We start from the raw sequence: 17,289 nt of genomic DNA, 5'->3' as shown, positions 1-17,289 counted from the left end.
GCGGCCGCAAGCAGCGCGGCCAGCGCATGGCGTGCTGGGGCGGGATTAGCGCGCATCCGCATCGGCCCCGGCCGCGATCGAGCCCAGCGAGTTCCAGCGGTCGCCGCCCACGGTGCGCAGCGCCGGCAGCGGCGCGGGGACGGGGGCAGCCTGGGCGACGGCGGCGGGTTCGGCTTGCAGGGCCGCCACCGGGGCCGGAGCGGTGTCCAGCAGGCGCGGAATCTCGACGTGGCCGCGCTCGATCAGGCGGTTGGTGTCGGCGATCACGCGTGCCAGCCCGCCCACGCTCAGGTCGGCGACCTGATCCGGCAGCGGGTCGATGCCGGCGGCCTGGTAGACCGTGCTCTGGGCATTGAGCAGTTCGGCATAGGCCAGGTCGCGGGCGCGGGTGGACAACAGGGTCTCGACACGGGCGCGCACCAGTTCGAGCTGCGTCTCGGCGTTGCTGCGCGCAGCGTTCTCGGTTTGCGTGCGGATGGCGTCCTGCAGGCGGCTAAGCTCATTGGCGCGGTTGAACAGGGCCTCGGCGCGTTCGCGTTCCAGCCAGGCGACGTTGACCTGCGTGAGCACGGTCATGCGCAGGGCCTGGCGGCGCAGTTCGGCGACCTGCTCGCGGGTCTTGCCGCTCTTCTCGATGGCCGACCACGACAGCACGTTCATCAGGTTCCAGCTCACCTGCATGCCGGCATCGGCCCAGTTGCTGTTCGCCAGGTATTTGTTGCTGTCGTAGTTCACGCCGCCGAACAGCGAGGCGTTGGGCAGCAGGCGCAGCAGCGACATGCGTGTTTCCAGCACCGCGTTGCGCGCCTGGTAGCCTTCCTCGCGCAGCTCGGCGCGGCGCACCATGGACAGGGCTTCGAGGTCGGTGCGCTCGTAGGGCAGCTTCGGCGCCACCAGCGCGTCGTCGTCGATGCGGGCGAGCTGGAAGGTGGCGCCCGGCGCGAGGTTCATCAGGCTGGCGAGGCGGGAGCGGGCCAGGGCGAGGTCGGCATCCAGGGTTTCGAGCTGGCGCACCATGCTGAGCAGGTCGCGCTGGTAGCGCAGCGCGGTGAGCGGCGCCACCAGGCGGCGTTCGCCGGTCTGGCGCGCGTAGTCCAGGCTTTGGCGCGTTTCCGCCAGCGTCTGCGCCACGCGGTCCTTGAGGCGCTCGGCGGTGACCGCGTTCCAGTATGCGCTGCGGGTCTGGCGGATGATGTCGGCGACCACGCGGCGGCGGCGCTCCTCGGCGGCCAGCGCCTTGTTGCCCTGCGCCTTGGCGCCGAAGTAGCTCAGGCCGAAGTCGAGCACGTTCCACGATAGTTGCAGGTCGGCGCTGTGCATGCCGCGTTCCTGGCTGGTGGAGGGTTCCAGCGATTCGCGGCCGGTGAGGATGGATTCGCTGGACGAGGCGTACTCGTTGCTGCGCGTGCGCAGTCCGGCGCGCGCGGCCAGCTTGGGCAGCATGCCCTGGTTCTGCACCGCGACGAGATTGTCCTCCAGGGCGCGCTCCATCAGCGCCAGGCGCTGCTGCAGGTTGTACTTGATGGCGCGGGCGATGGCCTCGTCCAGCGTCACTGGCGCGGTGATCGCTTCCTGCGCGGCGAACATGGCCTGGCGGTCGCTGCGGTCCTGTTGCAGCAAATCCTGCGTGGTGAGGGCGGCGGGCGGCGTGACGGCGCAGCCGGACAGCACGGCTGCGGTGATCAGGCCAAGGGCGAGGTGACGGGGGGCGGGACGGGACATAAGGTTGGCGTGTGTCATGGGTCTCATCAGCTTTCTGCGGAAACGTGGGCGGCGGGCGCGGAAGTCTGCGCTGCGCCGGAGGACAGGCGGGTGGAAAGAGGTGCCGTGCTGGATGCGGGGTCGGCGCCCAGCGCGGCGAGGAAGGCATGGGCTTGCGCCATCAGGTCGCGGGCGGCGTGTTCGCGCAGTTGCAGGCTGACGGCTTCCTTGCCCGCACTCTGCGCCGCCGCCGCGTCGCTCATGTCGGTGCCGCCGGCGGGGCCGGGCCGCTCCTGGCCGCTCAGCGTCAGCCGCACGGCCAGGGTGTGGCCATCGGCGGTTTTCAGCAGCAGATCCAGTTCGAGCTCGCGGCCGCTGCCTTGCAGGCCGCTGCGCACGATCAGGCCGCGTTCCACGTCCAGGCGCAGGCCGGTCGGCAACGGACGGCCGTCGGCCATGCGCAGTGTGAGCGTCGAGATGGGTTCGCGGCTCACGAACAGGCCGGCCGGCAGCGCGAAGACCTGGCGGTTGCCGGCCACGTCCGCGCGCCAGGCGCCGTGCAGCGTGGCCACGCTGGCGGCGTAGGCCGGACCGTCCTGGGCGGCGAGCATCACCAGCGGGGTGACACGGCCGTCGGCGAGTTGCAAGGTATTGGGCGACGGCCGTGCTTCGGTCTCGCGCAGGGTGTCGAGCGTGTCGAGCAGGTCCAGCGCCGCGCGTGCCGCGCTGGCGGCGCCGCCGATGTCGTCGGCGACGACAGGGCGGGTGGTGCCGAACGGTTCGGGCGCAGGCGCTCCGCCTTGTGCCGCCGGTTCATGGCGCCAGTCGTTCAGAATGTCTTCGTGCTGCGGAACGAAGGGCAGTACCTCGGACCCGGTCGGGTCAGTCGGATCGACGGGGACCACGGCCGGCTCCGCGACCGTCAGCGTCAGGTTGCGGGTTGCAGTCTGGCCGTTGCCATCGGTCACGGTCACCACGAGCGTCGCGGTGCCGGGCGCGGCCGCCGTGCCGCTGATGGTTCGCGTCGCTGGATCGAAGCTCAGGCCCTCGGGCAGGCCATCCACGTGCCAGCTCAGGGTGTCGCCATTGGGATCGCGGAACAGGTTTTCCGGCAGCACGGCCTCGTAGGCGGTGGCGGCCCGGGTGTTCAGCGAATAGTCGGTGTCGGTGGCGTGCGGCGCGGCATCGGGCAGCGTGATGGTGACCGAGAGGCCCGTCAGGCGGGTGGTGTCGGTCCCGCCGCCGCCGCTGTCCTGGACAGACACCAGGGTAACGGTGCGCGTGCCGGCCGACAGGGTGCCGTCCGCGACGCTGCGATAGGCGATGCCGTCCACCAGCGCCGCCGCGTCGGCCGTGGTCATGCCTGCGGCGCTGCCGATGTTCACCGTGGCGGTGCCGCCGTCCAGGGCGATGGTGACGACGTGGCCGCTGGCGGTCGTGGCGCTGCCGGCGACCAGGGCCACGGTGGTGCCGTCGATGACCAAGGCGTCGCCGTCTCCAGCCCGCAGACCCGAGACGGTGAGGGTCAGCGAACGGATACCCTGGCTGCGCTCGCCGGCGTCGATGACGGTGTCGCCGAACAAGCGCACCCCGGCCTCGCCGGCGACATGGCTCAGGCCCTGGGCTGGCGTGGTGGCGAGGCTGGGCGTGTCGTTGACGTAGACCACATCCACGGTGGCGGCGACGCCGAGCGCCGTGGTGTCGCTGCCGCCGTCGGCGCTGCCGCCGTCGTCCCTGACGGCTGTCAGGGTGATGACGCGCTGCCCGGCAGAAAGCACGCCGTCCGCCGCGGCCTGGTAGGCGATGCCGTTCACCAGCGCGGCGGCGTCGGCGGGGGACAGGCCGGCGGCGCTGGAGATCGTCACCGTGGCGCTTCCATCGGCCAGGCCGACGGTGACGCCAAGGCCGCCGCCGATGTCGGTGGTGCCCGCGACGAGCGCAACGGCGCGGCCGCCGATGATCAGCATTTCACTGCCGCCGTTCCTCAGGCCGGAGACGGTGAGCGTCAGCGACGAGATGGCCTGGCCGCCTTCGACGGTGTCGATGGCGGTATCCCTGAACAGCGTGGCCGGGCCGCTGCCTTCGGTGTCGATGGTGTGCGGAAGCGGCGTGGCGGAGAGCGTCGGCGCGTCGTTGACGGCCAGCACGGTGACGGTGCCGGCAATGTCGAGGCTGGCTAGGTCATTGCCGCCGTCGGCGGTGCCGCCGTCGTCCCGCAGGGCGATCAGGCCGACGCTGCGCTCGCCGGCGCTCGGGTCGGCGCTGGCGTTGGTGTAGGCGATGCCATCGACCAGCGCGGAGGCGGCCTCGCCGCTGATGCCCTCACCGGTGTCGATCAGCAGCGTGACCGAGCCCTCGCCGCCTGCCACCACGCTGTAGCTGTAGCCGCTGGAGGTGGTGCCGCTGTTGCCCGCCACCAGGGCGATGGCGGTGCCGTCCACATTCAGGATCTCGCTGGCGCCGTCGCGCAGGCCGGTGATGGCCAGGGTCAGCGAGGTGATCGACTGGCCGCTTTCGACGGTGGAAAGCACGCTGTCTGCGAACAGCCTGGACGCCTCGCCGCCTTCGGCATGGACCGGGTTTCTGGCGCTGGCGCTAGCGGTCGGCGCGTCGTTGACCTCGGTGATCGACAGCACCAGCTCCACGCTGTCGCGGACGCCGTAGCCGTCGCTGACCGAAAGTACCAGGGTCGCGGCGGGGCCTGGGTCGTCACTGGCGTTGCGGTAGGTGAGCTGGCGCAGCACCGCGTTGGCGGTGGCGGTGCTCACGTCGGCGGTGAAGCGGATGGCCAGTGCGCCGCCGACATTGACGAAACTGGCGATGGCCGCCCCGTCCAGGCGGATTTCCTCGCCTGCCAGGCTCAGGCCATTGCCTTCGGCCAGGCCGTAGGTGTCCGCGGCATTGGCGCCGCCGGCGCGCTCGAGGCCGATGCCGGCGCCGAAGTAGTTCCCGGCGCCGCCGTCGATGGCGTCGTGCTCGGCGTCGCTCAGGTTGAGATTGGCGGCCAGCGGTAGCTCGCCTTGTTCGTCGTAGGACAGTGCCAGGCTGGGCACCAAGCCGTCGCGCAGGTTGACCAGGCCGGCGCCTGTGGCCGCGACCAGCGCACCGTCGGCGCTCACGCTCAGGTCGCGGGCGACCGCCGCGCTTGCCAGGGTCTGCAGCGGGGCCGCCGCGCCGGGGGCGCGCACGTCGTAGCGGCCGATGCCGTCGGCGCTGCTCACGTACAGGCTGTCGCCGTCGGCGGCCAGGGCGATGGCACTGACACCGCTCAACCCGTCGATGCTGCCCAGTTGGCGCAGCGTGCCGTCGGCGAAGCCGAAGATGCTCACGCCAGCGGCGCCGGCCACGTAGATCGTGCCGCCATCGGCGGAAACCGCGAGGGCGAGCGGGTCGTTCAGGCCGATGCCGTTGCCGCCGCGCACATGGACGGCTTCGCCCAGCGTACCGTCGACGTTGCGCGTGTAGACGATCAGCGTGTCGGGCAGCGCGGCGGAGGTCGGGTTGGTGATGACGTACAGGTAATCGCCCACGACCTCGACATCCACCCCGGCGAACAGGTAGGGCTCGCGGTTGGCGTCGGCGACGATCTGCTGGGTCGGTGCGTACTGGCCGTTCGCGTCGCGTCCATAGACCAGCAGGCCCGAATAGTTGCCGTCCACCACGTAGAGCGTGCCATCCGCGCTTACCGTGAAGTCGCGTACGCTGGTGGTCGTCAGCACTTGCTCGGACGAGAGGCTGCCATCGACCGCGGAGCGGGTGAAGACGGCGATGGCATCGCCGTTGTTGCCCAGCACGTACAGCGTGTCGTCGTCCGCGCCGAGCTGGATGTCGCTAACGTTGCCAAGGCCGCTGGCCAGTGTTTCCAGGTAGGTCAGCTCGCCGCTGCCGGGGTTGCGGCTGAAGATGGCGATGGCGCCGTCGCTGGAGACCGCGTACAAGGCGTTGCCGTTGCTGCTCAGCACGCTGGCGGCCACGTCGCTCAGGCCGCTGATTGCGGTGAGGCTTTCGACGACCTCCAGCGTCTCGCGCTCCGGCGTGCTGCCCAGCACTGGGGCGGAGTTCCTCACCAGCGTGAGGGTGGCCGTGGCGGGCAGGGTGGTCGTGTCGCTGCCGCCGTCGGCGTTGCCACCGCTGTCCTGGATACTCAGGCTGAAGCTGCGCTCGCCAGCGCTGTAGGTCGTGTTGAGGTTCGCATAGGCGATGCCGTCGATCAGCGCGGCGGCGTCTCCGGCGGTGATGCCGCCCGTGCGGCTGATGCTCAAGGTGGCGCCGCCGTTGGCGTCCACGCCCACGCTGTAGGCGTAGCCGTTGGCGGTGGTGCCGGCGTTGCCCTCCACGAGGGCGACGAGGCTGCCGTCTACGCTCAGGGTTTCGCTGCCGCCGTTGAGCAGGCCGGAGGCCGTCAGCGTGATCGCCGCGATGTGCTGGCCGCTTTCCACCACGTCGATGCGGGTGTCGCTGAACAGCGCGGCGCTGCTGCCGCTGGCCGCATAGATCGCCGCCGCGGCGCCGGCTTCCAGCACCGGCGCATCGTTGACCGCCACCACCGCCACCGTGGCGGTGATGTCCAGTGTGGTGCTGTCGTTGCCGCCGTTGGCCGTGCCGCCGTTGTCCTGCACGCCGGTCAGGGTGATGCTGCGGTTGCCCGCCGTCGGATCTTCGCTGGCGTTGGCATAGGCGAGGCCATCGATCAGCGCGGCCAGTGCTCTGCTCGAAATGCCGCTGGCGCTGGAGACGTTCAGCGTGGCGGTTTCGCCGTCGACGCTGATCTCGATGCTGAGGCCATTGGCCGTTTCGTAAGTGCCTTCGACCAGCGCGATGCGCTCGCCGTCGATGAGCAGGGTTTCGTTGGGGCCGTCCTTGATTCCGCCGACGCTCAGCGCCAGCGCCAGAATCGTTTGGCCGCCCTCGCCGGTGGATACCGCGGTGCCGCCGAACAGCGCGACGAACGTGCCGTTTTCCGTGAAGGTGGTGCCGGCAATGGGCGTGGCGTTCAGCGAGGGAGCGGTGTTGAGGCTGCTCAGGACGACGCTGGCGGTGATGTCCAGCGCGGTGGTGTCGCTTCCGCCATTGGCGATGCCGCCGTTATCCTGCACGGCGGCCAGGGTCACCGTGCGGCTGCCGCTGGCGCCGTCATCACCGTTGGCGTAGGCGATGCCGTCGACCAGCCTGGCGGCGTCCGCCGCGGCAATGCCGGCGCTGCTCGAAATGGTGACGGTCGCGGTTTCGCCGTCCAGGTTCACCGTGACCCTGTAGCCGCTGCCGGTGGTGGTCGTACCGGACGCCAGCGCAATGGCGCTGCCGTCGATGTTCAGGGTTTCGCTGGCGCCGTCGGCCACGCCGCCCACGGTCAGGGTCAGCGAAGCGATCTTCTGTGCCTGCTCCATGGCCGAGACGGCGGTATCGTCGAACAGCCGCACGCCGCCGTAGGCGCCGGCCACATAGGTGGCGGCGATGGGGCTGGCGCTGAGCGTGGGCGCGTCGTTGATCTCGGCGACGTCGAGTACCACGTCGATCGACGTGCCGGTGTAGGCGTCGCCCGCCGTCACCTCCAGGGTGATTCTGCTGCCCGGGTCGCTGCTGGCGTTGATGTAGCTGATGCGCTGCAGCACGGCGTTGGCGGTGGCCTTGCCGACATCCGCGGTGAAGGCGATGAGCAGTGCGCCGCCGCTGTTCTCGAAACTGGCGATGGGCGTGCCGTTCAGCGAGATCACGCCGCCGCTCAGGCTCAGGCCGTCACTGTTTTCGAAACCGAAGCTGTCGGCTGCATCCGCGCCCTCGGCGCGCACGATGCTGATGCTGGCGCCGTTGTAGTTGTCCTGCGCGTCGTAGTCGGCGTCGGACAGGGTCAGGCTGGCGGCCGGCAGGATGGCGGAGCCGCCTTCGGCGAAAGCGCCGCCCACGCCGGTGGCCTGGATGGTGTTGAGGGTGACGGTGCCGAAATACAAGTGTTTGCCGACATAGATCGAGGTGCCGTCAGCGCTGACCGCTATGCGCGAACCTGCGCCGCTGATCGCCAGCGTGCGTGCGTTTGCCAACGTGCCATCGCTGCCAATATCGAAGATCAGCAGGTTCGCGGTGGCTGAAGCAACCACGTAAAGCGCTGTGCCATCGGGCGAAACATTGACGCCGTGAATCGCGGCTTGACCGGCGAAGTAGGACGTCACGCCCTGGGCGTCCACATAGGTCAGCGCATTGGTGGCGCTGTCGTAGTGCAGCGTGGTGAGATAGCCATTGGTCGTGACCAGGTAGATATAGCCCTGCTCGGAGACGCTCATCGAAATGGCGCCGCCAAAGGCATTGGAGCTAGGCATCGTGAAGGTCTCGCCAGCGACGCCATCGGCATCGGTGTAGGTGAGCGTTGCGCTGGTGCGCAGCATCTGGCCGAGGTAGCTCAACGCACCATCGTTGGCAATGCTGTAGACCGTCAATCGCCCGCCTGACAGCACATATGCGGTGTCGCCCGCCACGCGCATGGTCACGGCGGTACCGAAGCCATTGGCGGGGGTATAGGTGCCAACGGCTTCAAAAGCGCCGTTGCCACTCACATCGAAAGCGTAGATCTTGGTGGCCGACAGCGCATAGAGCGTGCCGCTGTCCGTATCCGCGCTGATGTGCAGCACCTTTTCGCCCAGATTGTCGGAATGGCCAAGGTAACTCAGCGTGCCATCGTCATTGACGTTGAACGCCATCAGCGCATGGCTGCTGGCGCCGCCAGTGCTGTTGTAGCCCGTCAGATACAACTGCTTGCCGTCGCCGGAATAGGTTACGGAGGTGACGTTCTGCAAACCGTCCACTTCAATTGCATTGGTGTCCGGGTCGTCTGCTATTCCTTGCGTGAACACCTGCAGCAGCGTCAATGCGCCGGTGGCGGTGTCGCGGCTGTAGATGTTCAGGTAATGGGTGCCGTTGCCATTCTGGGATGTGCTGCTGGCCACCGCAAGGATGGTTTCGTCGTTGGACAGCACCAGTCCATTGACATAGGTGCCGGTGCTCCCATAGCCACTCAGCGTGCCGTTGGCGTAGATCAGCGAACTGGCGTCGGCATTGAGGCTGGGCGCCTGGTTGTTGGCCTCCGCCGTGCTGATGACCCGCAGCGTCAGTTCGGTCTGCGCGCTCCGGCCCGATTCGTCGGTGGCGGTGACGGTCAGCGTGTAGTCGGCTACCGCGCTGGAGGTGCCGGAGATGCTGCGGGTCGCGGCATCGAAGCTCAGGCCCGAGGGCAGGCCGGAAACCGTCCAGCTCAGATCGTCGCCATAGACGGCATCCGCGTCGGTGAACAGGCCGCCGTCCAATGTGATGCTGCCCGCTTCGCCCTCGGTGAAGCTGTCCAGCGAGGTGTTCGCGTCGGCATTGACCTGCGGCGCGCGGTTGGCGATCTGGGCCACGTCCAGCGTCAGCTCCAGACTGGCTGCGTTGCCGCCCGCGTCGGTGGCGCGGACGACCAGATCGAATGAGCCCGTCTCCGTGGTGCTGCCGGAGATGGTCAGCGTTTGCGCATCGAAGCTCAGCCCCTCGGGCAGCCCGTCGATGCTCCAGGTCAGCGCGTCGCCGTCGGCGTCGCTGAACAGGCCGGGGAACAGGGTGAAGCTATAAGGCGTTTCGCTGGTGGCGCCGCGCAGGGTGTAGCCGTCGGCGACGGCGGTATCCAGCACGGGCAGGGTGTTGACGCGCAGGGTGACGGTTTGTGTGGTGCTGGTCAGTTCGCCATCGCTGGCCTGGATGCCGAGGGTGATCCGGCTGCCGGCCACGCTGGCCGTGCTGTTGCCATAGGTGATCTGCTGCAGTACCTGGTTGGCCACGGCGGTGCTGGTGCCGGCGGTGAAGCTGACGGTCAGCGTACCGTTTGCGGCCGTGGTGAAGTCGGCGATGGGCGAGCCGTTGCGCAGGATCTTGCCGTCGGCAAGGCGCAGGCCGTTGTTTTCCACGAAGTCGAAGCCGCCGCTGGCCACGCTGGGGGTGATGGTGATGCTGGCGCCGTTGTAGTTGCCCGCGCCGTCGGCCAGTTTGTCGGAGTTCTTGTCCGACAGGCTCAGGCCGCTGGCGAAGGCGATGCTCTCGCCCAGGTTGAGCGTCTGCGCCAGGCTGTAGCGGGTGATGCCGCCACCATCGGCGACGATCAGCGACAGGCCGTCGCTGGACAGCGCCACATCGCCGCTGCTGGTGATACCGGAGACGCTGCCTTGCAGCGTCAGGCGGCTGCCGGAAACGCTGTAGATGCTGGCGGTGCCGTCGTTGGTGACGAGGTGCAGGGTCTTGCCGTCGGTGCTCAGGCTGACGCTGTCCGCGTTTTCCGCATTGCCGGGCAGGGCGATGGAGTTGACCCGGTTGAGGAAGCCCGAACCGGTGTCGAGCTGATAGACGTCGAGCGTGCCCGAGCCTTGCGCGCCGACATAGACGTATAGGCCGTCCGCCGATACGGCGATGGCGTCGGGCGTGCTGCCCCAGTCGGTACCGGTGTTGAGCTGCGTGAGGTTGTCCAGCATCGACCAGGTGCCGTCGTCGTTGCGTTGGTATACCTCCAGCGTGCGGTTGCCCCAGAGGCTGCCGCCATTGTTGACGGCGTAGAGGTGGTTGCCCGCCTGGATGACGGTGGTCTGGCGGATGGCGTTGTTGATGTCTTGCGCGGACTTCAGCTCATATCCGCCGCCTTCGATCGACACGCTCTGGGCATGGGAGCCCACCTGCAGCGTCAGGGCGATGCTGTCGGGGGTGCCGGTCTGGAAGCTGATCTGATTGAGCACCCGGTTGGCCATTTCGGTGCTGACGTCTTCGGTGAAGCTGATGGCCAGCGTGCCGTCCGTGTTGACGAAGGTGGCGATGGGGTTCTCGACGTACGGCCAGCTCGAATAGTCGGTGAAGAGGATCTCGCCATCACTGTAGCGCAGGGTGCCGCCGGAGTAGCTGGTGGCGAAGCTGTAGCCGTCGCTGGCGTTGGCGCCGTCGCTGCGGGCAATGGTGATGGTTGCGCCGTTGTAGTTGCCGGCGCCGCCGTTCAGGGCATCGTATTCCGTGCCCGACAGGGTGATGTCCGAAAACTGCTGCGAGACGACCAGCCTGCCGGTGCCGGTGTCGCGGGTGTAGATCTTGATGGCGCGCTGGTTTTCGCCGCCGTCGGCGTAAACCTGGGTGCCGTCGGTTGAGATGGCCAGGCTGCCGGAGGAGTTGTTGCTGACCGCATAGGTGCCCACGTGGCTGAGGGTGCCGTTGGCATTGACGCTCATTTCCACCAGCTTGCCGTTGGTGGACAGGCTGTAGACGGATTTGCCGTCGCTGCTGGCGATCAGGCTGCCGACGGTGCCCAGGTCCGCCACCGCCACGCTGTCCACCAGCGTGAGGCGGCCGCTGGCATCGACCGAGAAGGTGGCAAAGCTGCCGGCGCCTGCCGTGTAGGCGTATTTGCCGTCGATCGAATAGGCCACCTGATCGGCTCCAGGCAAGCCTTTGTCGCCATCGAAAGATTCGGCCGCCTCCAGCGCGGGGCCGCTGGAAAGGTTCGGCGCCACGGGCAGATCGCTGTCGCGGGTGATGTGGATTGTGGAGGTGATGCGCCCTTCGGTGGCGTCGCTGGTGCCGTCGCCGTTGGAGTCGTCCAGCTTCAGGCTGACGGATACGTCGCTGGTGGTGATGTCGATGTCCTGCGCCTGGTAGGCGATGCTGTCGATCAGCGCTGCCACGCCGGCAGAACTGCGGGCCACGTCGATCAGCGAGGAGTCGATGGCGATGACGATGGTGGCGGTGTCGCCGCTGACCGAAACGGTGTAGGTATAGCCGTTGTTCGCCGTGCTGCCCGGGAGGGCGGTGGGTTCGAGGGCGATGGTGGAGCCGTCGATTACCAGCGCGTGCGATGTGCCGGCGGCGCTGACGGAGATGGTCAGGTTGCGCAGCGGGTGGCCGTTGGGGTCGCCATACTCATCCACGCCTTCGTCTTCGCCAAAGTTGTCGGGCGACACGCTGACGTTGCTGAACAGGTCGATGGCGGGGAACTCGTCCGTGGTGTCCGTCACCGTCAGGTTCACGTCCACCGGCGTGGCGGCGAAACCGGGGCGTTCCCAGGTCGCTTCGCTGGATTGCTCCGCGACTTCCGTGGCGGTTTCCACCATGGCGGCATCGAGCAGGATGCGGGGCTCCAGGGCCAGGGCCTGGCGGAAACGGGGGGAATGTAGGCGTGTGGTCATGGAGGCCTTCCGGAAACAGGGAAATGAATGGGATGGCGTGGCGTTATTCGACCAGCCGGGCGAAGTTGCTCTGCAGGCGAAGCTCGTCGATGATCGCGTCCAGCCGGGATTCGATGCGGCCTTCCGAGGCGACGAAGTCGTAGCCGGATAGATAGGTCAGGTCGGAGCCTCTTTCGGCGCAGCGCTGCAGGCCGGGGCCGGCGACGCGGCGGAATTCCGAGGCGCTGGCGATCTGGCCGTCTTCGTCCTCGGCTTCGTCGCTGCCGGTGACGATCAGGAAGAAGCGCAGCCGGCGTTCGCGGAAGCTGCGGCACAGGTTGGCGAAGCGCTCGGTGATGAGCGGGTCGTTGCGCGAGCCGAGGTCGCGGTCGCCGTCGATCTTTTCGCCGACCCAGGCGTTGTAGGCGTCGGAGTCGAACCAGCGCTGGTCGGACGAGTTGACCAGCAGGACGATGGCCTTGACGGTGTCGCCGCCTTCTTCGTCGAAATCGCGCGGCAGGTCGTTCTCCAGGCCCCAGCCGCCCGGTCCGCGGAACTCCGGCGCCAGCGCCATTGCGCTCCAGCCCATGGCGATGGCGTAGTTGACGTTGAAGCGGGTGGACATCTGGTCCAGCCGCGTGTCGATTTCGTCCAGGTCGTTGGTCAGCGGCAGCAGCGCGGCATTCGGGCAGCCGCGGTCGGCGGTCATCCAGCGTGTGTCGTTGACGCCGGTGGCCTGGCCGAAGTCGGGGTTGGGCCCGACCCACGAGATGGGTGGGGCGCCGGGGCTGCCGTTTTCCGGCAGGTCGTGGCGGTAATAGACCTTGAACTGCCCGGCGGGCGCTTCGTCCCAGAAGTAGTTTTCGCCCCGGTCCAGGCCGCGGTACATGCACAGCAGGTTGGCGCGGCGGTCGGGGATGCGGCGGTCGGCTAGGCCGGCATAGCCGGTGCGGAACAGCGAGGTCAGTTCCACCGGGTTGAGTGCGCCGGGGGCGGCCCAGTTGCGGATGCGGTTGGCTTGGCGCGCGTCGTAGACGCTCACCGCCTGGCTATAGGGCACCAGCGCCAGCCAGGTGTTGTCGCGATTGCCGATGAGGTTTTCGGCGAAGCGCTTGCCGAGGCGGCGCAAGGCGGCGAGATTGGCAGCGTTTTCGCTGAGCGTGTTGGGTATCGCCAGCGCGACTTCCAGCGATTTGTTGCGCGCCACGGCGGCCGACGAGACGGTGACGTCGGCGTCGTTGCCGAGCAGCGAGCTGGCGCGGAAGGTGGCGGATACGCGGAAGCCGTCGGCATCGTCTCTGGTGACCGTTTCGAGGGCGATGTCGAGCTGCTGCTCGAACTGTGCGCCGTCCATGCCAAGGTTGGCATGCACGTATTTTTCGGCCAGCGACTGGGTGTCGATGGTGTCGTCGCGGGCGTGGGCCATGGTGACGGCCATCGCCGCGGCGTCGGTGGCGTGTTTGAGCTGGGCCGCGCTGGCGGTGGTGCGCGAGCTGTCGACCGCATAGGCGGCGATGCCGGTCGCGGCGCCGATGAACAGCAGCAGCGACACGGCGCCGGCGCCACGCTGGCGCGGGGGGATGGACGGCAGGCGGAAGGGTATCGGTTTCATGATTCGGTGTAGGCCAATCCGCTGGCCCGGCTCTGTTCCTGGAGTTCTTCGTCGAGGGTGATCGTCATGGACGTGGTGCGGAACACGCCGACGGCTTCCAATACCCGCGGCAGTACCAGGCCGCCCGACAGCAGGACGTTGCTGGTGTCGCGGCAGGCCTGGACCACGATCAGCGACAGCCGGCTGCCGTCGTCGCTGCCGGTGCCGCCTTCGTCGTCCGGCGGGTCTTCGGGCAGCGTGCCGGTGTAGTTGGCGCCATCGCTGGCCGGTTCGCACAGGTCCTCGGCGTCGCCGCGCTGCAGCGCCCATTCGATGCGGCCGGACTGGAGCACGTGCAGCACGATCACTTGCTGGTGCTCGGCATGCCCCTTCAGCGTGGTGTCGATCAGTGCGTCGAGGCCGGGGGCGGTCAGCGTGCGTTGCGCGGCGAGGTTGATGGCCACCGAGCCGGCGGTGTTCTCCAGTCGCGTGCGTTCGAGGCCGATGCGGTGCATGTCGCTGCCGATCAGGCCCACGCCGAGCAGGATCGGCAGGGCGAGCGCGGTTTCCACCGCCATCGAGCCGCGCTGGCGCGGCGCCGGCCGGGTGCGCGCGAAAGTGGGGCGCTTCATTGCGCTTGGTCCTCCGGCGGCAGGTAGGCGAGTACTTCCTGGTAGCGGTAGCGGAAGGCGCTGCTGTCTATCGACAACAGGCGCGGCAGCGGCGTGATGAAGTTCTTGCGGATGTCGACGGTGATCCGCCACGCCGGGATGTCGTCGCCATGGGTGTGGTCGTCGTCCTGCGCGGCGCTGCCACCGCCCATGGCGTCGAGCGAAGTGAAGCTCTCCACCGTGACCGCGGCGATGTCGTCCTCGCCCAGGTAGCCATGCGAGGCGGTTGCCATGCGCTGGGGCAGCAGCGCCTTCATGGCGTCCGGGTCGAGCGCGACGCTGTCGTCGCGGCGGAACTGCTGCACTGCGCGTTCCAGCGCGGTGGCGCCCATGTTGATGGTGAGGCCGATGTTGGCCAGTTCCATGAACATCATCGCCGCGGTGATGAGGACGGGCAGGATGTAGGCTGCCTCGACGGCGATCGCGCCGCGCTGGCGCGGCCGTCGGCGTAGAGGACGCAGTGCCGCGTCAGCCACGGCCGTCTCCTTCGCGCGAGGCGGGTATCAGCGGCAGCGCCTGGCGGCTGGCGGAGAGCAGTTCGTCGGCGATCGGGGCGCCGGCGCGGATGCGTGCCAGGCGCTGGGCGAAGTCGGCCAACGCGTGGTCGGCCTGCGCGGCGTCCATCAGGGTGAGCAGGGTCTGGCGCGCGCGCGCTTCGTCGCCGCCGAGCGCATGGGCGAAGGCCAGGTTCAGCCTGAGCGTGGGCCAGCCGCGCAGCTCGGTCTGCGACAGCAGCCGGGTGGCGCGGGCGCCGTCACCGCTGGCCAGATAGGACAGCGCCAGATTGTTGAGGATGCGGAAGTCCGCCGGGGCGATCTCCAGCGCGCGCGACAGCAGTTGCTGGGCCTGGGCATGCTCGCCGCGGGCATCGAGCAGCACGCCTTTGGCGTTGAGCGCGGTGAGGTCGTCGGGGGTCGCGGCCAGCGCGCAGTCGAAGTCGGCCAGCGCGGCATCGCTCTGGCCGAGCGCGAGGCGCGCGCGGCCGAGGCCGTTGCATAGCGCGGCGCGGGTGGCCGGGGACAGCGTGGTGCCGGCTTCGCCCAGCGCGTGCCGGGCGCGGCCGAACAGGGCCAGGCTGTCCTGCGGTGCCTGTACCTGCGCCGCCACGCTGGCGTATTCCAGCAGCTCCAGGGGCTGGAGTTCGCGGCGCTGTTCGAGCTGGGCGTAGACCTCTGCGGCGGCTTCGTAGCGTCCCTGGTCGCGCAGCAGCCGCGCCAGCTTGAGGCCGTCTGCGGCGGAAGCGGGCTGCTGCGGACCCGCGGCCTGGGCGACAGGCGCGGTCGTCGGCAGGTTGCGGGTGCTGGGCGCCTGCGCGGCCTGGATGGTGATGCCGCCGCAGGCGGAGAGCAGGGTGGCGATCAGGGGGGCGGCGAGCAGGCGGCAGGCCTTGCGCCGGACAAGGGCGCTGCGCCCTGCGGCGGTATCGGTTTGCCGGGTCGATGAGATCATTGCAACAGGCTCCGGACGACGCGCATCAGCGCGGGGGTGGCGACGATGGCGACCACCGGGGGCAGGATCAGGGTCATGAGCGGCACGCTCAGTTGTGCCGGCAGCTTGCCGGCCTTTTCTTCGAGCTCGAGGATCAGCCGGCTGCGGCTTTCCTCGGCGATGGTGCGCAGCGCCTGGGCCAGCGGCGTGCCGTAGCGTTCGGCCTGGATCAGCGAGCCGACCATGCTTTCCACCGCCGGCACGCGGGTGCGTTCGGCGAGATGGCGCAGCGCGGCGCTGCGGTCGGGCAGCAGTTGTAGCTCGGCGCTGGTGTAGGACAGTTCGTCGGCCATGGCGGGGGCGCTGAGCGCCAGTTCGCGCGAGACGGTCTTGAGGATGCGCGGAAAGGGCAGGCCGGCTTCGGCGCAGATGACCATCAGGTCGAGCGCGTCGGGCATGCTGCGCGACAGGGCCTCGTGGCGGCGCGCGGCGCGCAGCTTGACCAGCAACTCGGGCAGCGTGGTGCCGGCGAACAGCGCGATCAGGCCCACCGCGAGGCCGGTGAGGCCGAAGCGGCTCTGCGGACCCAGCAGACCCCACAGCGCGCCCGCGCACAGCAGCAGGCCGCAGCCGTACTTGGCCGCCATCAGCAGGCCGACAGTCTCCGGGCGGCGCCAGCCGGCCTGTGCGAGAAGCCTTTCGAGCGCCAGGCGGTCCTGCGCGGTGCCAGCCAGTTGCAGGCCGAAACGGGCGATGGACTGTGCCGCCGCGGGCAGCGGCGCGCCGTCCTCGGCGATGGTGCCGGCGGGGGCTTCGGCGGTGTCGTCGGCGTCTCCACCCAGGCGCTGGCGCAGCGGGTTGTCGCGCATGCTGCCGCGCAGCAGCAGGACGGTGGCCGCCAGGCCGGCGAGGAAGATGAACAGGAATAGTGGGGTGTAGGGGTCGGCGTACATCGGATTCGTGCCTCAGCGGATGCGCTTGACCATGACGTGGGTGATCAGCAGGCCCAGGCCGACGCTGAGGGCGGCATAGGCCATCACCTTGATGCCGGCGGGGTCGTTGAACATGAAGCGGAAGTCCGCCGGGGCGTTGAGATACATGTAGAGCAGCACGCCCGGCACCAGCAGGGCGACGATCTTGGCCGAGGCGCGCGCCTCCGAGGTCTTGGCCTGTACTTTCATGCCCAGTTCGGCGCGGGCGCGCAGCGTGGCGGCGAGGCGTTCGAGGGTGTCGCCCAGGCGGCCGCCGGATTCCTGGCTGATGATCAGGATCACGGCGAAGAAGCGGTATTCGGCCAGCGGCACGCGCGCGGCTGAGTTCTGCATGACCTGCTTGAGCGGCACGCCCAGCTTGAGCCAGTGGTCGATCTCGCGCAGTTCGGCGGCGAGCGGGCCTTGCACGTGGTCGGCGGCAATGCTGAAGGCGCTGTGCAGCGGCACGCCGGCGCGGCAGATGCGGGTGATGCCGTCGATCGCCTCGGGCAGCGTGCGCGCCAGCGCCGCCAGATACTTGGCCATGGCCGATTGGTAGGCCAGCGTGCAGCCGGCCAGCCACAGCAGCGGCGCGGCGGCGAGTGCGGCGGAGGCCGGCGTGCCGGTCATGCGCGTCAGCACCAGTGCCACGACGATGGCCGCCACGGCGCTCACCGCCAGCCGGCGGCGAATGGTCTGCAGCCAGCCGAGGGCGGCGAGGCCGGCGCGCAGCGAGGCGAGGCGGCGCGCCAGCCAGGGCCAGGCCGCCG

At 69.0% G+C, this 17,289-nt stretch carries 8 protein-coding genes; all 8 read right to left on the bottom strand.

The window, feature by feature from the left end; all coding sequences use genetic code 11:
• Positions 1 to 45 precede the first annotated feature (45 nt).
• Positions 46 to 1,722, bottom strand: a complete 1,677-nt coding sequence (locus C666_RS15600; protein WP_004342841.1) for a TolC family protein — start codon at positions 1,720 to 1,722, stop codon at positions 46 to 48.
• A 26-nt stretch (positions 1,723 to 1,748) separates the two neighbouring features.
• Entirely contained in the window at positions 1,749 to 11,879 is a 10,131-nt protein-coding gene (locus tag C666_RS15595; RefSeq protein WP_004342840.1) for a putative Ig domain-containing protein, read from the bottom strand.
• A 43-nt stretch (positions 11,880 to 11,922) separates the two neighbouring features.
• Positions 11,923 to 13,470 carry a Tad domain-containing protein gene (locus C666_RS15590; RefSeq protein WP_004342839.1) on the bottom strand — a complete coding sequence of 516 codons (1,548 nt, stop codon included), beginning with the start codon at positions 13,468 to 13,470 and terminating at the stop codon, positions 11,923 to 11,925.
• Positions 13,467 to 14,081, bottom strand: coding sequence for a TadE/TadG family type IV pilus assembly protein (locus tag C666_RS15585; RefSeq protein ID WP_004342837.1), 615 nt, complete (start codon positions 14,079 to 14,081; stop codon positions 13,467 to 13,469). Before C666_RS15585 ends, C666_RS15590 begins: the two co-directional genes overlap by 4 nt.
• Entirely contained in the window at positions 14,078 to 14,596 is a 519-nt protein-coding gene (locus C666_RS15580) for a hypothetical protein (protein WP_004342834.1), read from the bottom strand. Before C666_RS15580 ends, C666_RS15585 begins: the two co-directional genes overlap by 4 nt.
• Positions 14,589 to 15,569 (bottom strand): tetratricopeptide repeat protein, encoded by a 981-nt coding sequence (locus C666_RS15575; protein WP_004342832.1) that lies wholly within the window; start codon positions 15,567 to 15,569, stop codon positions 14,589 to 14,591. The genes C666_RS15580 and C666_RS15575 overlap by 8 nt, the downstream gene beginning before the upstream one ends.
• Positions 15,566 to 16,501, bottom strand: a complete 936-nt coding sequence (locus C666_RS15570; protein WP_004342830.1) for a type II secretion system F family protein — start codon at positions 16,499 to 16,501, stop codon at positions 15,566 to 15,568. The genes C666_RS15575 and C666_RS15570 overlap by 4 nt, the downstream gene beginning before the upstream one ends.
• 12 nt (positions 16,502 to 16,513) lie before the next feature.
• A partial coding sequence (locus C666_RS15565; protein WP_004342828.1) for a type II secretion system F family protein occupies positions 16,514 to 17,289 on the bottom strand: 776 nt, incomplete at its 5' end.

The organism is Thauera linaloolentis 47Lol = DSM 12138 (genome assembly GCF_000310205.1).
Lineage (GTDB): Bacteria > Pseudomonadota > Gammaproteobacteria > Burkholderiales > Rhodocyclaceae > Thauera > Thauera linaloolentis.
This window is presented reverse-complemented; position numbering and strand designations above follow the sequence as displayed.